Here is a 15827-nt window from a genome sequence, read left to right as displayed (position 1 = left end):
CAATAATAGCTCAGCAAAAAGGAAAAAATACCAAAGAAAATATATTAAGAAACTTTGGAATGCCTAAAGCAGAAGGATATAGAAAAGCATTAAGGATTATGAAACAAGCTGAAAAATTTAAAAGACCAGTTATATGTTTTGTTGATACTCCAGGTGCATTTTGTGGTGTTGAGGCTGAAGAACGAGGACAAGGAGAAGCTATTGCAAAAAATCTATTAGAGATGTCTAATTTAAAAACACCTATAATATCAATAGTGATAGGTGAAGGTGGTAGTGGCGGAGCACTAGGAATTGCTGTTGCCGATGAGGTATGGATGATGGAAAATTCCATATATTCAATACTATCTCCAGAAGGATTTGCAAGTATTTTATATAAAGATAGTAAAAAAGCAAAGAAGGCTGCAGAAGATATGAAAATAACAGCAGATAATTTATTTGAGTTTGGAATAATTGATAAAATTATAGAAGAACCAATAGAAGAAACACATATGGATTTGGAATCTATGTGTAATGATATAAGAATGCATTTACATGAATCTATAGAAAAACTAAAGACGAAACCTATACAAATGCTTTTAAATGATAGATATGATAAGTTTAGAAAAATGGGTGAAGTACAAGAATAAGAGTTAATATTTTAACAAAATTTAAAAACAAAACTGAAACTTCTGCATATAATATATAAAAATGTATAAATTTTAAAATTATGTGTGGTTGGTGGTAGTATTGAAGTTAAAAAACAAGTTTATAAAAATTGGAAAAAAATTAAAAATTAAAGATGAGAATATGAAAAGAAATAAAAACTATGATAGAGTGTCAGCAAAACACTATGTAGAAATATATGCAGAAGCATCTAATATTAGTGATTACCCTATATTTATAGAAAATGATTGTACTAATTTTATATCACAAGCATTAGCAGCTGGTGGAATGATTATGGAAGGGCAAGATTATAGATTGAAAAATAGTTGGTTTTGTTATACAAAAGATGCTGGAAATTTGAATAGGGTATCATTAAGTTGGAGAAGTGCTAGATATTTTAGGAGATATTGGGGAAATGAAGATGGATTTGGATATAACAAAGCAAAATTATATAAGGAAATTACAGTACAAGAAGCCTTTGAAAATTTTGAAGAGTTATATAAATTCTTAGAAATTGGAGATGTAGTTCAATATGGAGATCCCAATAATAAAAATTATCCGTATCATACTCAAATGATACATGCTAAGGAATATAATCTTGTTTCAAATAGAAATGATTTATTTGTAGCACAACATAGTGTAAATAGAAAGCATGTGTCCTTATATGAATATTTAAAGTTGTTAAGGAATAAAGATGAAAGAAAGATATATATTTATCATTTTTAAATTAGAATTAATTTAATTTATTGTTTGTTAGCATGTGAAAACATGCTTTTATTATATGGTTTCAATATTAAAAATAAAACACAAATTGATAAAATTTTCTAAATCAATTTTAAAAGAAATACTTATTCAAATAATTGCTGTTTCTTGATGAAAGAAAAATGTTTTTTAATTGATAAATGTATTATTTAAAATTTGAGCTTGGAATTCTATAAAAAATATTTTATAAAATCGAAGATGAATAAAGGGAGGAACGAAAGTATGAATTTTAATTCTTTAAGGATAGGAAATTTAGAAGCTAAAGTACCTATTATTCAGGGTGGAATGGGAATAGGGATATCATTATCCAATCTTTCCGGCACTGTTGCAAAAGAAGGTGGAATAGGTATTATTTCTACAGCACAGATAGGATATATGGAAGATGATTTTGAAAGCAATACATTAGAAGCAAATTTAAGAGCCCTTAAAAAGCATATAGAAAAAGCACGTGAGATAGCTCCAAAAGGAATAATAGGAATAAATATAATGGTTGCAACTAAACACTATGAAGAACACATAAAGGTAGCTATTGAATCAGGAATTAATCTTATAATATCAGGTGCTGGAATACCTAAAAATCTTCCTAAATTGGTAAAAGGATATGATGTGAAGATTGTACCAATAGTATCAAGTTTAAAAGCAGCAAAGCTAATACTGAAGTTATGGGATACAAAATATAATGTAATTCCAGACGCTATAGTTGTAGAAGGACCAAAAGCTGGAGGTCATCTTGGATTCAATAAAGCTGAACTTGAAAATATAGATAACATTGCATTTGATGAATGTGTAAAAGATATAATTAATTTTAAAAAAGAATATGAAGAAAAATATAAAAAAAATATATCCATAATACCAGCTGGTGGAATTTATGATGGAAATGATATTGCAAAATATTTAAAAATGGGAGCAGATGGAGTGCAAATGGGGACAAGGTTTGTAGCTACAGAAGAATGTGATGCACATAAGAATTTTAAAATGGCATATGTAGATTGTAAAAAAGAAGATATAAATATAGTTAAAAGTCCTGTTGGTATGCCAGGAAGAGCAATAATAAATCCATTTATAAAAAAAGTTGAAAATGAAAAAGAAGTAATAAAAAAATGTTATGATTGTTTAATACCATGCAATCCTAGGACAACAGATTATTGTATAACAAAGGCTTTAATAGAATCAGCAAAAGGTAATGTAGATAGTGGACTTCTATTTTGTGGAGAAAATGCTTATAAAATTAAAGAAATAAGTACTGTGAAAAATATTATAAATGAGGTATTAAGAGAAATAGAGAATTCTTAATTGCATAGAAAAATAAACATAACGTAACATATATAAATATAAATAAACAAAATAATTTATAATGATAAAATAAATGTATTTAAAACAAGTATAACTTACAGATTTTATTGAAAACAGCCTTATTAATTAAGGCTTTTTTTATGTAAATTATTAATTTTAAATTTAGAATATATAAGTAAATAGATTAAATTAATGTTAATAATTTCTAAAAAAACAATGAACTTTGAAAAAATATTGAATAAAAATGTTAAATTAGTATTTAATGGAAGAAAGGTAAAAGATATACTAAAAAGTAAGTCTAATTGCAAATTAGTTGTACGCACTGATGATAATTAATATATTTATACTATTTAAAGCTGGAGGGGTCATATGGTTAATGGTTATATCAATATTATAAGTACAGCTATTATAATTTTTCTTATAACTAATATTTTTTTGAGGATTTTTAAAATTCAAGGGATAGAAATAGAATTTAAAGATAATAGTCATTTGAAAAATTGGAATGTGGTTTTACCTGTTTTGATAAGTATTATTTTTATGAATATATATATAATTATATTTTTAGATAAGTTTTCCAATAATAATTTGATGATAAATACAACACTACAAATTGTTTTATGTAGTCCAATTGTGTTAACAATGATAAAAAATAGAGAAAGTTTAAAGAGTGTTGGAATTACTAAAAATAATATTATAAAATTAACTATTTTAGGTTTTATAATTGGTAGTGTATATGTTTTGTTAAACAATCCAAGTTTAACATTATTAAAAACAAGTAATTATAAAAAATTAATTGAATATTTTGTTATTAGGTATATGATTTTAATAGCATTTTCAGAAGAATTTATTTATAGGGGATATTTGCAAACTAGATTAATAATTATAAATGGAAAGAAAAAAGGATATCTAATTTCAACATTAATATCAGTTTTAATACATACAACTATAAATATTAAAATTTATGGAATTAGTATGTTACCAGAGAAAATAATAATACTCATACCATTAACTTTAGTTTTGGGATATCTTCAAATGGAAACTAAAAGTTTAATACCAGGAACTATTTTGCATGCGTTTGCCGACTTTTGTCCTTTTTTTAGTGGTACAATTTATTAGAAATTTATTTCATATGTAGGATAAATTTTACTTTTTAAGAATTTGGGTGAATATCTAAACTCAAAATCGATGAGATATAAGTCTCAGCTACTAAGGGAAAAAAGAAGCTTTATAGGTAAATTCAAATATACCATAACATTCTCTGAAAGAATTAATTTTTATAAGGATGATTAATTCAATACGCTAAATTAAGTCGAAATAATTAGAATATAATAAATATTTAAAAAATAGTATTGACACCTACGTTACGTAACCATATAAAATAAAATTAGGCAATAGCTTGGGGGGATAAAGATGGAGGAAAAAGAATTTTACACAACAGGTGAATTTGCCAAAATGGCAGGGGTTACAATAAGGACAATTAGATACTATGACACCATTGGAATATTGAAACCAAGCATGAGAAATGAGAAAGGTCATAGGCTTTATACAAATAAAGATTTTATAGAGTTAAAAAGAATTTTAGCATTAAAATATTTAGGATTATCTTTAGATGAAGTCATTGCTACTGAAGAAAAGAATTTTGACAAGGACGATATGGAAAGATCATTAAAGTTACAAAAAAATATTATAAAAAACAAGATGAATCAAATGAAAATAATTTTAAATGCTATAGAAACAGCAGAAGTTAGTATGAAAGAAAACAACAATCTAGAATTTTACAACACTATAGATATAATAAAAATGCTAGAAGGTGAAAAGGAGCTATTACAAAGATCAATAGATTCTTCTAATTTATATGCTGATATAAAACTTCAAGATAAATTTGGGTCTAATACAGAAGGATGGTACACATGGGTCTTCGATCATATGGATTTTAAAGAAAATGACAAAGTTTTAGAGATAGGTTGTGGAAATGGTGAGTTGTGGCTGAAAAATATAAATAAGCTAGAAAATAATGCCAACATAACCTTAACTGATATTTGTGAAGATATGATAAGAGATGCTAAAGAAAATTTGAAGAGTGAAAAGTATAACTTTAAATTTGAAGTAGCAGAACCATCTAGACTACCATATGAAAATGAATCCTTTGATATAGTTATTGCAGATCATATACTTTTTTATATGAGAGATTTAGATTCAGTTTTAAAAGAGATAAAAAGAGTATTGAAAAAGGGTGGATATTTCTATTGTTCAACAATGGGAAATAAAAATATGAATGAATTAGAAGACTTAATATTAGGATTTAGTAAAAACATTAGAATATCAAGAGACAAGATTTCTAATAAGTTTGGCTTAGAAAATGGGGAAAAAATATTAGGAAAATATTTTAAAGATATTAATTTAAATTTATATGAAGATAAGTTAATAATAAATAATTATATAGATATATTGGAGTATATATACTCCATACCAGGAACTATTTTAGAAATAGTTGATACTAGAAAAAAAGAGTTTGAAAACTATGTATATGAGAAAATAAAAAAGGACAAAGGCATTAATATAACTATTAATAGTGGGGTATTTAAAAGTATAAGGTATTAAATTTATATACATGGTAAAAAAGATAAATCAATAATAGAAGAAAGGGAAGAGTTATGGGAATAAGTGTAACAAGTGAAATAAAACCACTTAAAAAAGTTTTGCTGCACAGGCCAGGAAGAGAAATTGAAAACTTAACACCTGAGTATTTGGAAAGATTGCTATTTGATGATATTCCGTATTTAAAAGTAGCTCAAGAAGAGCATGATGAATTTGCAGATGTATTAAGAAAAAATGATGTTGAAGTAGTATATCTGCATGAGTTGATGGCTGAAGCTATAAAAGATGATGAAGTAAAGGATGAGTTTATAAAGCAATTTATTAAAGAGTCAAAAGTGAAAAGTGTACAGGCTAGAGAAAATATATATGATTATTTAAAATCTTTTACCTGTAATGAAGAGCTTGTACGAAAAACTATGGAAGGAATAAATAAGTCAGAATTGCCTAAAGTAAAAAATTGTACATTAACTGATTATATTGATGATTCATATCCATTTATCACTGATCCTATGCCGAATTTATATTTTACAAGAGATCCATTTGCATCTATAGGGAGTTCGATAAGTTTAAATAGAATGTACTCAATAACTAGAAATAGAGAGACAATATACGCAGATTATATATTTAGACATCATAGAGATTATAAAGATACAAGTAGGATTTATGATAGAACACTTGAGCACCATATAGAAGGTGGAGATATACTAAACTTAAATGAAAAAGTACTAGCAATAGGTATATCTCAAAGGACTACATCTGAAGCAATAGAAAAACTTGCTAGTAATATATTCTTTCAAGAGGATAGTGAAATAGAAACAATATTAGCATTTAAAATTCCAAAAACAAGAGCATATATGCATTTAGACACCGTATTTACACAAGTTGATTATGACAAATTTACAATACATCCACAAATAGAAGGCCCATTAGAAATATTTGAACTTACAAGGGGAAAAGAAAAACAATTAAATATTAAAAAAGAGAGCATGACGTTAGAGGAAGTACTTTCTAAGTATTTAGAGTGTGATGTAAAACTTATAAGATGTGGTGGGGGAGATTATGTAATATCTCAAAGAGAACAATGGAATGATGGGTCTAACACATTGTGCATAAGACCTGGTGAAGTTATAGTATATGCAAGAAATTATGTTACTAATGAAATTTTATTAAAAAACAATATAAAAATTCATGTTATTCCATCATCAGAGTTATCAAGGGGCCGTGGCGGTCCAAGATGCATGTCTATGCCTTTAATAAGAGAAAGATAAAATTTAAATATATAAAATAAAAATAGATAATTAGGGGGTTTTTTAAAATGGCAATTAATTTAAGGGGACGTTCATTTTTAAAATTATTAGATTTTACACCAGAGGAAATAAGATACTTATTAGATTTATCTAAAAATTTAAAGGAATTAAAAAGAGCAGGTATAGCACATAAAAGATTAGAAGGAAAAAATGTAGCAATACTATTTGCAAAGGATTCAACAAGAACAAGATGTTCATTTGAAGTTGGTGCTATGGATTTAGGTATGGGAGTTACTTACCTTGGACCTACAGGTTCTCAAATGGGTAAAAAAGAGTCAATAGCAGATACAGCAAGAGTACTTGGAAGAATGTATGATGGAATAGAATATAGAGGATTTGATCAATCTATAGTTGAAGAACTTGCAGCATATGCTGGAGTACCAGTTTGGAATGGGTTAACAACTGAATTCCACCCAACACAAATGCTTGCAGATTTATTAACTATTGAAGAGAAATTTGGTAGATTAAAAGGCATAAACTTTGTTTACATGGGAGATGCAAGAAATAATATGGGAAATTCATTGATGGTTGCTTGTGCAAAAATGGGATTAAATTTCACTGCATGTGCACCAAAAGACCTATTCCCAGCAGAAGAATTAGTTAATACATGTAAAGAAATTGCAAAAGAAAATGAATGTACTATAACATTAACAGAAGATGTTATGGAAGGAACAAAAAATGCAGATGTAATATATACTGATGTTTGGGTATCAATGGGAGAACCAGATGAAGTTTGGGAATCAAGAATAAAAGAATTAAAACCATTCCAAGTAAATAAAAAAGTTATGGATAATGCAAATAAAAATGCAATATTTATGCATTGTCTACCAGCATTCCATGATTTAAAAACTACTGTAGGAAAACAAATGGGAGAAAAATTTGGAATAACTGAAATGGAAGTTACTGATGAAGTTTTTGAATCAAAACAATCTATGGTATTTGATGAAGCTGAAAATAGAATGCATACAATAAAAGCTGTAATGGCAGCAACAATAGGACTATAGAAGTATATAAAAAATAGATATCTGTGAAAAAGTAAAATAAGACCAAAGTGATAATATAGATATAGGAAAACAAGCTCCAACTTTAACTTATGCACAAACCCTAAAAAATTTTGGATTTAAAATAAAATACAAATTTTGAAGTATTTCTGAGCATGGTTCACTAAGAAGTATGTTTAAATTTTAAAATCAATAAGTTAAAAAGTTAATTTGAAAACCTATAAATACATTAACACTTTGGTTTTATATATTTAAGTGTATAATAGGGGGCAATTTTTATGAAAAAATTAGTTATTGCATTAGGGGGTAATGCATTAGGAAAAACTCCAGAGGAACAATTAGAATTGGTGAAACATACAGCTACTACAATAGTAGATTTAGCTGAGGACGGATATAATGTAATAGTTGGGCATGGAAATGGACCACAAGTAGGTATGATAAATTTAGGAATGGAGTTTGCAGCAAATAATGGAGCTAATACTCCAGCTATGCCATTTGCAGAATGTGGAGCAATGAGTCAAGGTTATATAGGTTATCATCTTCAACAATCAATAGGAGCAGAATTAAAAAGAAGAAATATAAAAAAAGACGTTGTAACAATAGTTACACAAGTTGTAGTAGATGAAAAAGATGAGGCTTTTAAAAATCTTAGTAAACCTGTTGGAATGTTTTACAGCAAAGAGGAAGCAGATAAAATATCAAAAGAAAAAGGATTTACATTTGTAGAGGACGCTGGAAGGGGATATAGAAGAGTAGTTGCATCACCTATGCCCAAAAGAATTGTTGAATTAGACACAGTTAAAAACCTTGTGGAAAGTGGAACAATAGTTATTACTGTAGGTGGTGGTGGAATCCCTGTAGTTGAAGCTGAAAATGAAAGTTTAAGAGGTGTAGCAGCAGTTATAGATAAAGATAAATCTAGTGCAAGACTTGCTAAAGATTTAGATGCTGAGATGTTATTAATATTAACAGCTGTAGATAAAGTATCTATAAACTTTAATAAGCCAAGTCAAAAAGAATTAGATTCTATGACTATAGATGAAGCTGAAAAATATTTAAAAGAGGGACACTTCGCAAAAGGTTCAATGCTTCCAAAAGTCGAAGCTTGTTTAGATTTTGTTAAATCAGTATCTAATGGAAAAGCATTAATAACATCACTTGAAAAAGCAAAAGAAGCACTACATGGAAAAACAGGAACTATAATAGAAAAATAGATATATAAAAGTTATTGCTAAGTGAAGCAATAACTTTTTATTTTGAGAATAATTTTAAAATAAAAAGTAAATGTATATATAAATACATGGAAAAAAGCTTGAATTTAAGATTGTTATATAAAAATGTAGTTTTTATGGTCTTGTATTTATAAATATTAAGAACGAAGTGAATAATATCAACTATAACTTTTCACTCTTAACTTTTACTTGGTTCCAAATATAAAAATAAACTGTAAGCTTAATAATATCATTTGAGAAAGACATTACTTTAAATTTGAACTTGGAACCCTGTAGATAATAAAAGTTATTCAAAATGAATTACTATAATAGTCTTTTTATATAAAAAGAGTTAAAATAGTATTACGAATGATTGTAGTTATAAATTTACGTAATGTTACACGTAGTATTTTAGGAAGGAGAGGTTATTTAAATTTAGTAACAAAAATAGCGAGAGCTATTAAATTTAAATAGCAAAATATATATGAACAAAATTAATAGAAATGATTTTTGTTGGTGCGGAAGCGAAAAAAAATATAAAAAGTGTCACATGGAAAGTGATATGAGATTAAAAATATTAAGTGATGAAGTAGGGTATGAGATACCAAAAGAAGTTATAAAAACGGAAGAAGAAATAGAGGGAATAAGAAAGGCATCTAAACTTACTAGAGAAATTCTAGATATGGTTGGAGAAAGAATAAAGGTTGGAGTAACAACTGAGGAGATAAATACATGGGTGCATGAATACACTGTAGAACATAATGCTTATCCAGCACCACTTGGATATTGTGGATATCCAAAGAGCACATGTGTGTCAATAAATGAAGTTGTATGTCATGGTATTCCAGATGAAAATACAGTATTAAAAGATGGTGATATTGTTAATGTTGATGTAACAACAATAGTAGATGGTTATTATGGAGATGCTAGCAGAATGTATATAATGGGAAATGCATCAGAAGAAGCTAAAAACTTAGTTAAAGTAGCTAAGGAATGTTTAGATATAGGAATAAAGCAAGTAAAACCATTTGCAACTATTGGAGACATAGCATATGAGGTTCAAAAGCATGCTGAAGAAAATGGTTATTCAGTTGTATATGAATTTGGAGGACATGGAATAGGTAGAGAGTTCCATGAAGAGCCATTTGTATCACATGTTGGTAACAAAGGTGAAGGTATGATATTATTGCCAAACATGACATTTACTATTGAACCAATGCTAAATTTAGGAGTTCCAGAAGTTAGAATATTAGATGATGAGTGGACTACTTTAACAAAAGATGGTAAGTTATCAGCTCAATGGGAGCATACTGTTAGAGTTACTGAAGATGGCGTGGAAATATTAACTTAAATAATATGTAAAAAATTAACAAAAAACTCTTTAAAAGTAGTATAATATATATATGAACTTAAAAATAAAAAATTATATATTATACTTTAGAGTTTATAAATAGTTAAAACTTAAATATGCTAAAAGTTAAGCTTGGAATTTTAAAATTCCAAGCTTAACTTTAAATTATCTATAAAATTATATGAGTTCTAAAGTTATGTACAAGAAATATACATATATTATTTTGAAAAAATTTAAATGGGTGGGGAGAGATATAAGAATGGAAGTGTTAAATAATAGATATAAAATAACAAAATTAATAAAGAGTAGTAGAATTTATTCCATATATCATGGAATTGATTTGAAAAATAATGTAAAAGTAGCTATTACCATTCTTGATGCTAATACCATATCTCAAAATTTCATAAATTTTTGTATAGAATCTTGCTCTAGCTTAAGTATTTTAAATCAAAAAGGATTAATACCTATTCATGAATTTGGACTTGTAAAAGATATAGATAATAAAGCAGCTTTAAAAAAAACATATTATTATACTAATAAAATAATAGATTCAGATAAACATTTATGTAATATTAAATTTTCAAATAGAGAAGAAATAATTCATGTATTTATAAAGTTGTGTAATGAAATAAAATATTTAAATGATAAAGGATTTAATTATAAATACTTAAATGATGATGTAGTTTATTATGATGTTGATAAAGATGAGATAATTTTAAAAGATATACTATCAGTAGAGCTTACCAAGTATGAGTTTAGTGAAGAACAAGAAAACAAAGAACTATTTAAACCATATGAAGGATATAATGAAGAAAATGAAAAAAGTAAGCAAATATATGCATTGGGTGTTTTCTTATTAATTTTATTTTTAAAGTACAAAGAAATAAATGTTAATAGTATCATATTACAATCAATAATAAAAAATATAAATAATGGTTATAACAAGTGGAAATTGTCAGAATATATAGATAATGATTTATGCGAAATTGTAAAGAAAATGATAAACATAGATTCTAGAGAAAGATATAAAAATATAGATGGTGTAATATCAGACATATCAAAAATTTATGAGGTAAATGACAGTGAATTAAAAATTGAATCAGCCAATATACTTAACTTTGATACAAAAGTAGTTGGAAGGAATGAAGAAGTAGCATCAATTTTAAGTGTTTATGAATCTATAAACAAGTATGAAGTAATAGATAAAACTATAGCTATACATGGAGAGTTTGGAATAGGAAAAACTACATTTTTAAAATATTTAGAGTATGTACTAAATTTAAATGGAGTAAAGATATATAGCAATTTAAAAGATAACTTTAAAGAACATAATATGTTTTTAAATTATATTTTAAAAGATATTATTAAGGATTCAAGCAAAAGTGTAATAGAAAAATATAAAAAAACATTAGCTAAGTTTGTTCCAGAATTGTTTGATGATATTGATGATGTAACATATTTTAATAGAAAAGAAGGTCTAAAATGCATAAGTGAAATAAGTTATTTTTTAGATGAAACATTTGAAGAGAAACCTATTGTAATTATATTGGACAATTTAGACTATGCAGATGAGTATACTTTAAAATTATTTTTATATAATTTTAAAAAATATAATAAAAATAGTAAGGTTTTAGTAATTTTTAGTTATTGTGATGGACAATGCCTTAGAAATAAAAAATTTATGGAGTTTTTAAATAAAGTTGAGGATAATATAAGGCTAAATATAAGAATAAAGGAACTTAATATAGATGAAACCAGAGAAATGATAAAAAATATATTATCTAAAGGAAATTTAGAAAAAGAATTTATTGATGCAATGTATAGTATAAGTAAGGGAAATCCATTGTTTATAGAAGAGTTACTTAAAAATCCAGAGTTGAATTGTTCAAATGGAAATAGTATGGATGAATTAATTTTAAGTAAATTTAGTTTGCCTAAAAAAATATATGATGAAATAGAACAACAAATATGGGGATTTGATGATATAACATATAAAATTTTAAAAACAATGGCTATATTTAATAAAGGTGTATCCATGCAATTAATTCTTAAAATAACTAATGTAGATAGAGATGTTTTAAGAGAAAAAATTAATGAACTTATATCATCAGGAATCTTATGCAGAAAAATAGAGGATAGTGGATTTGTATATGATTTTTATAATAAGTTTTTAAAAGTTTTTTTATATAAAAATATAAAAGATGATGAAAGAATTGATATGCACAAATTAGCGTATAAAACTTTAAAGCAAAGCTATTTAATTGAGAATTATGATTATATAGAAGAGATAATATACCATGTGGAAAAGGCTAATCTTAAAGATGAAATAAAATATTTTTGTAACATAAATGCAGAAAGAATGTTGAAAATAAATAATAAGAGGGATACTATAAAAAATTATTTAAAAATAATAAAAAGAGTAACCCTAGAAGAATATGATGTAGAGTTAGTAAAATTACTTATAAAGACAGGTCAATTATATAAAGACTCAAGAGAAATAGAACAATCTATGAAATGCTTTGAAAAAGCAAGTGAAATAGGAGAAGAAAATGGATGGATTATATTAACTATAGACGCTACATTGGAGTTAATGTACTTACACTTTGTAAAGACACATTATGAAGAAGTTGAGAAGTATCAAAATAAGCTAGAGGAGCTATTTAAAAAATGTAATTATGAAGAAGGAAATATATCATATGTACTTATAAAAGCACAAATATACTTTAATAAATTAGATTATATTAATTGTTATAAGATGTGTAATATAGGTATTGGATTATGTGATGAGAAGAATATAGAGTATAAAGTTAAATTTTATGAATTAATGACTAGAACACTTGTAATATTAGAGAAACCTGAAGAAGTATTGCCAATATTAAAGGAAGCAATTAAGATATGCGATTCAAAAAACTCTATTCAAAAAGCTAAAATGTATAATAGCATGGGTATTATATATAGTGATTTTTATGAAGATATAGATAATGGGTTAAAATGTTTTAAAGAAGTTAAAAGAATTGGTGAAAATAATAGCTTTGAATACTTTGAATTACTTGGACTTATAAATGTTGGATTTATACAATATAGTTTAGATCAGTATGATGAATGCTATAAAACATTTAAAAGTGCAATAAAAAAAGCTAGGGCACAAGGAAATACAACATTTGAATTGTACAGTAAATTATATATATCTTCATTGCTATTTAAACTTGGAAAATATAGTGAATCATATAGATATTATATTTATTCTAAGGATTATGTACTAAGTGATGATTTAGATATAAGGGATAAAGCACAATTTTATATATTAGAATATAAATTTAATTATATATCAGGAAAATTTGATGAAGCTGAAAAATCACTAGAATCAGCAAAGTTAATGTACAAAAGTACTGGGTCTGTTGTAAAAAGAGAAGTAGATACATTATATGATTTATTATGTCTTGAGAAAAATAAGGAACTTATAATAAAGGGAGAATTAAAATCTCTAAAAGAGATGTTAGATTATGCTCCAAATAAAGAATCTATTATAGGAATAATTTTCCTAAGCATAACTAGTTTATATTCTAATGGAAATTTAGAAGAAGCTAAAAAACTATTGGAAGTGATAAATGAATATAAGGATTGTATAGAGTTTAATGGAAATATAATAAAGTTAGAATTTTTTAATCATGTCTTATATGAAGATATAAGTTTAAATAAATTATATGATATTTTTAATAAATTACAACAAAGTAGTGATGAATTAATACTTTGGATAGTTCTTATGTGTATTGGGGATTATTTCCTAAATAAAGGGCAATATGATTATGCATCAATATATTATTTTGAAAGTTGTGGAAGTGTTATAGATATAACACTTCAAGTTCCTAGATATTTAAGAATGGGAATTTTACAAAAAAATAATATGCATATTGTTTTTACAAAATTCAAATCACTACTTGAATTCTATAAGCGAGGAAAAGAAGTTTTAGATTTACAAGAATATGAAATAGAATTTAATGATGATGAGAAAATTAAAAAAACATTTAAGGATATACTAAATGAAGAATTTATGTTTAGTAATATAATGTGTAAAAAACTGAAAGAATCTAATGCTATTATAAAAGGTTTAAAAATTAAATCAACAGATGATTTATTGAATAAATTTGCAGAGGATACTTTATATAATATAAGTTTAATTTTAAATTACATTAGTTATCTAACTATATCAAGCAAAGTAATGGTTGTTATAGAAAATGATAAACAATATGAAGTTTTACAAGAGAATAATCATATAAAAGAACTTCCCAAAGATATATGTATAATAAACAAGGTTAGAGATAGAAGAAAGCCAATAATTGAATATGAACAATATATGGACTATATAGATTTAGAAATATGTAAAAAAAGTACAATAGGTGCAAAATCAAAAATGTGTATACCAGTAATTATGGATAATAAATTACAAGTTATTGCACAAAATAGAAAGGTAAACACACGAAATAATAGTGAAATAAAGGGATATCTATATTTAGAATCAGATAAAATACTAAATAATATAAATGAAAACACATTGAATATATGTTTGAAACTTTGTAAAATTTTAGGTGTGCTTATAGATAAACATTTAGTAGAGTTGAATTCATCACTAGATAAGTTAACAGGAACAATAACTAGAAAATATTTAGAAAAAGCTATAGTTAATCAAATAAAATGCAGTAGCGAATGTAACTCAAGTTTTTCTATACTTATGTTTGATATAGATTTCTTTAAAAATATAAATGATAAATTTGGTCATAGAAGAGGAGACGATGTTTTAAGGGATATATGCCAAGAGGCTATGAAAAATATTAGAGAAACAGATGTTTGTGGACGATATGGCGGAGAGGAATTCATAGTAGTTTTACCAGATACTAATTCAGAAGAAGCACTTAAAATTGCTGAGAGAATTAGAAAAGGTGTTAAAGAAAAGGATATTTTACAAGGAAAAATTGATGTTACTATTAGCATAGGCGTTGCAAATTATCCAAGTCATGCATTGAATTACGATGAATTAGTAGAAAAGGTAGATCAGGCATTGTATGCTGCTAAAAATTCAGGAAGAAATAAATCTCTTGTTTGGGATGAAACTTATAAGTGTAAGTTAAATTCCTTAGATAAAATAACAGGTATAATATCAGGAAATATTAATAGAGATATAAGAACTGCAACAACTATTATGGAGGTAATTGAAATTGTTGCAGAAAATAAAGTAAAAGAAAATGTTTTATATATTTGTCTAGGAAAAATAATTGAAACTATGGAGTGTGATACTGTATCGTTATTTATTATTGAAAATGAAAAAATTATTGAGAAATATACAAGAAAAGCCTTTGATACAGAATGGTCATCAATAGATTATTATGACAGAAATTTAATAGAAGATGTTATAAAAAATAAGAAAACTATTAATACGATTGAATGGGATAATACTGGGGAAATTATTAATAATAAAGATAGAAATACATCTATGTTAGTAGAATGTAAATCAATATTAATGGTTCCAGTGATAAGTAGTGATAATGTAAAAGCAATTTTATGTTTATCTGTACATGCAAAGAAAAAAGAGTTTAATATGGAAGATGCTAACATTATTTCAATGATTGGAAAGATAATGATACCACGATTATAAGAAATATGATAA

General features: G+C 25.9%; 10 protein-coding genes. All 10 read left to right on the top strand.

What is annotated here, in order from left to right:
* Window positions 1-626, top strand: a 626-nt coding sequence (locus tag BN346_RS03860) for a carboxyl transferase domain-containing protein (RefSeq protein ID WP_034439659.1), incomplete at its 5' end; no start/stop codon positions are given.
* Between the two features lie 100 nt (window positions 627-726).
* A complete protein-coding gene (locus BN346_RS03855; RefSeq protein WP_242838388.1) occupies window positions 727-1368 on the top strand; it encodes an amidase domain-containing protein in 642 nt (213 codons plus the stop codon).
* A 258-nt stretch (window positions 1369-1626) separates the two neighbouring features.
* On the top strand, window positions 1627-2697 hold the full coding sequence (locus BN346_RS03850; RefSeq protein WP_034439656.1) for an NAD(P)H-dependent flavin oxidoreductase: 1071 nt from the start codon (window positions 1627-1629) through the stop codon (window positions 2695-2697).
* A gap of 369 nt (window positions 2698-3066) precedes the next feature.
* A complete protein-coding gene (locus tag BN346_RS03845; RefSeq protein ID WP_034439654.1) occupies window positions 3067-3813 on the top strand; it encodes a CPBP family intramembrane glutamic endopeptidase in 747 nt (248 codons plus the stop codon).
* A 294-nt stretch (window positions 3814-4107) separates the two neighbouring features.
* Complete coding sequence (locus tag BN346_RS03840; protein ID WP_034439652.1) at window positions 4108-5298, top strand: MerR family transcriptional regulator; 1191 nt, start codon at window positions 4108-4110, stop codon at window positions 5296-5298.
* 53 nt (window positions 5299-5351) lie between these two features.
* Window positions 5352-6563, top strand: a complete 1212-nt coding sequence (gene arcA, locus BN346_RS03835) for an arginine deiminase (RefSeq protein ID WP_034439650.1) — start codon at window positions 5352-5354, stop codon at window positions 6561-6563.
* A 47-nt stretch (window positions 6564-6610) separates the two neighbouring features.
* On the top strand, window positions 6611-7606 hold the full coding sequence (gene argF / locus BN346_RS03830) for an ornithine carbamoyltransferase (RefSeq protein ID WP_034439649.1): 996 nt from the start codon (window positions 6611-6613) through the stop codon (window positions 7604-7606).
* A gap of 275 nt (window positions 7607-7881) precedes the next feature.
* A complete protein-coding gene (arcC, locus tag BN346_RS03825) occupies window positions 7882-8817 on the top strand; it encodes a carbamate kinase (RefSeq protein ID WP_034439647.1) in 936 nt (311 codons plus the stop codon).
* A gap of 481 nt (window positions 8818-9298) precedes the next feature.
* A complete protein-coding gene (gene map, locus BN346_RS03820; RefSeq protein ID WP_034439645.1) occupies window positions 9299-10165 on the top strand; it encodes a type I methionyl aminopeptidase in 867 nt (288 codons plus the stop codon).
* Between the two features lie 259 nt (window positions 10166-10424).
* Window positions 10425-15815, top strand: a complete 5391-nt coding sequence (locus BN346_RS03815; protein WP_034439643.1) for a diguanylate cyclase — start codon at window positions 10425-10427, stop codon at window positions 15813-15815.
* The last annotated feature ends 12 nt before the right edge of the window (window positions 15816-15827 follow it).

The organism is Clostridium ihumii AP5 (assembly GCF_000612845.1).
In the GTDB taxonomy this organism is placed as follows: domain Bacteria; phylum Bacillota; class Clostridia; order Clostridiales; family Clostridiaceae; genus Clostridium_J; species Clostridium_J ihumii.
Note: the sequence above shows the minus strand (reverse complement) of the source record. Positions and strands in the feature narration are given on the sequence as shown.

Coding starts and splice junctions, on each gene's coding strand:
- argF (WP_034439649.1), top strand. CDS start 6,611: ATGGCAATTAATTTAAGGGGACGTTCATTTTTAAAATTATTAGATTTT.
- BN346_RS03840 (WP_034439652.1), top strand. CDS start 4,108: ATGGAGGAAAAAGAATTTTACACAACAGGTGAATTTGCCAAAATGGCA.
- map (WP_034439645.1), top strand. CDS start 9,299: ATGAACAAAATTAATAGAAATGATTTTTGTTGGTGCGGAAGCGAAAAA.
- arcC (WP_034439647.1), top strand. CDS start 7,882: ATGAAAAAATTAGTTATTGCATTAGGGGGTAATGCATTAGGAAAAACT.
- BN346_RS03815 (WP_034439643.1), top strand. CDS start 10,425: ATGGAAGTGTTAAATAATAGATATAAAATAACAAAATTAATAAAGAGT.
- arcA (WP_034439650.1), top strand. CDS start 5,352: ATGGGAATAAGTGTAACAAGTGAAATAAAACCACTTAAAAAAGTTTTG.
- BN346_RS03850 (WP_034439656.1), top strand. CDS start 1,627: ATGAATTTTAATTCTTTAAGGATAGGAAATTTAGAAGCTAAAGTACCT.
- BN346_RS03845 (WP_034439654.1), top strand. CDS start 3,067: ATGGTTAATGGTTATATCAATATTATAAGTACAGCTATTATAATTTTT.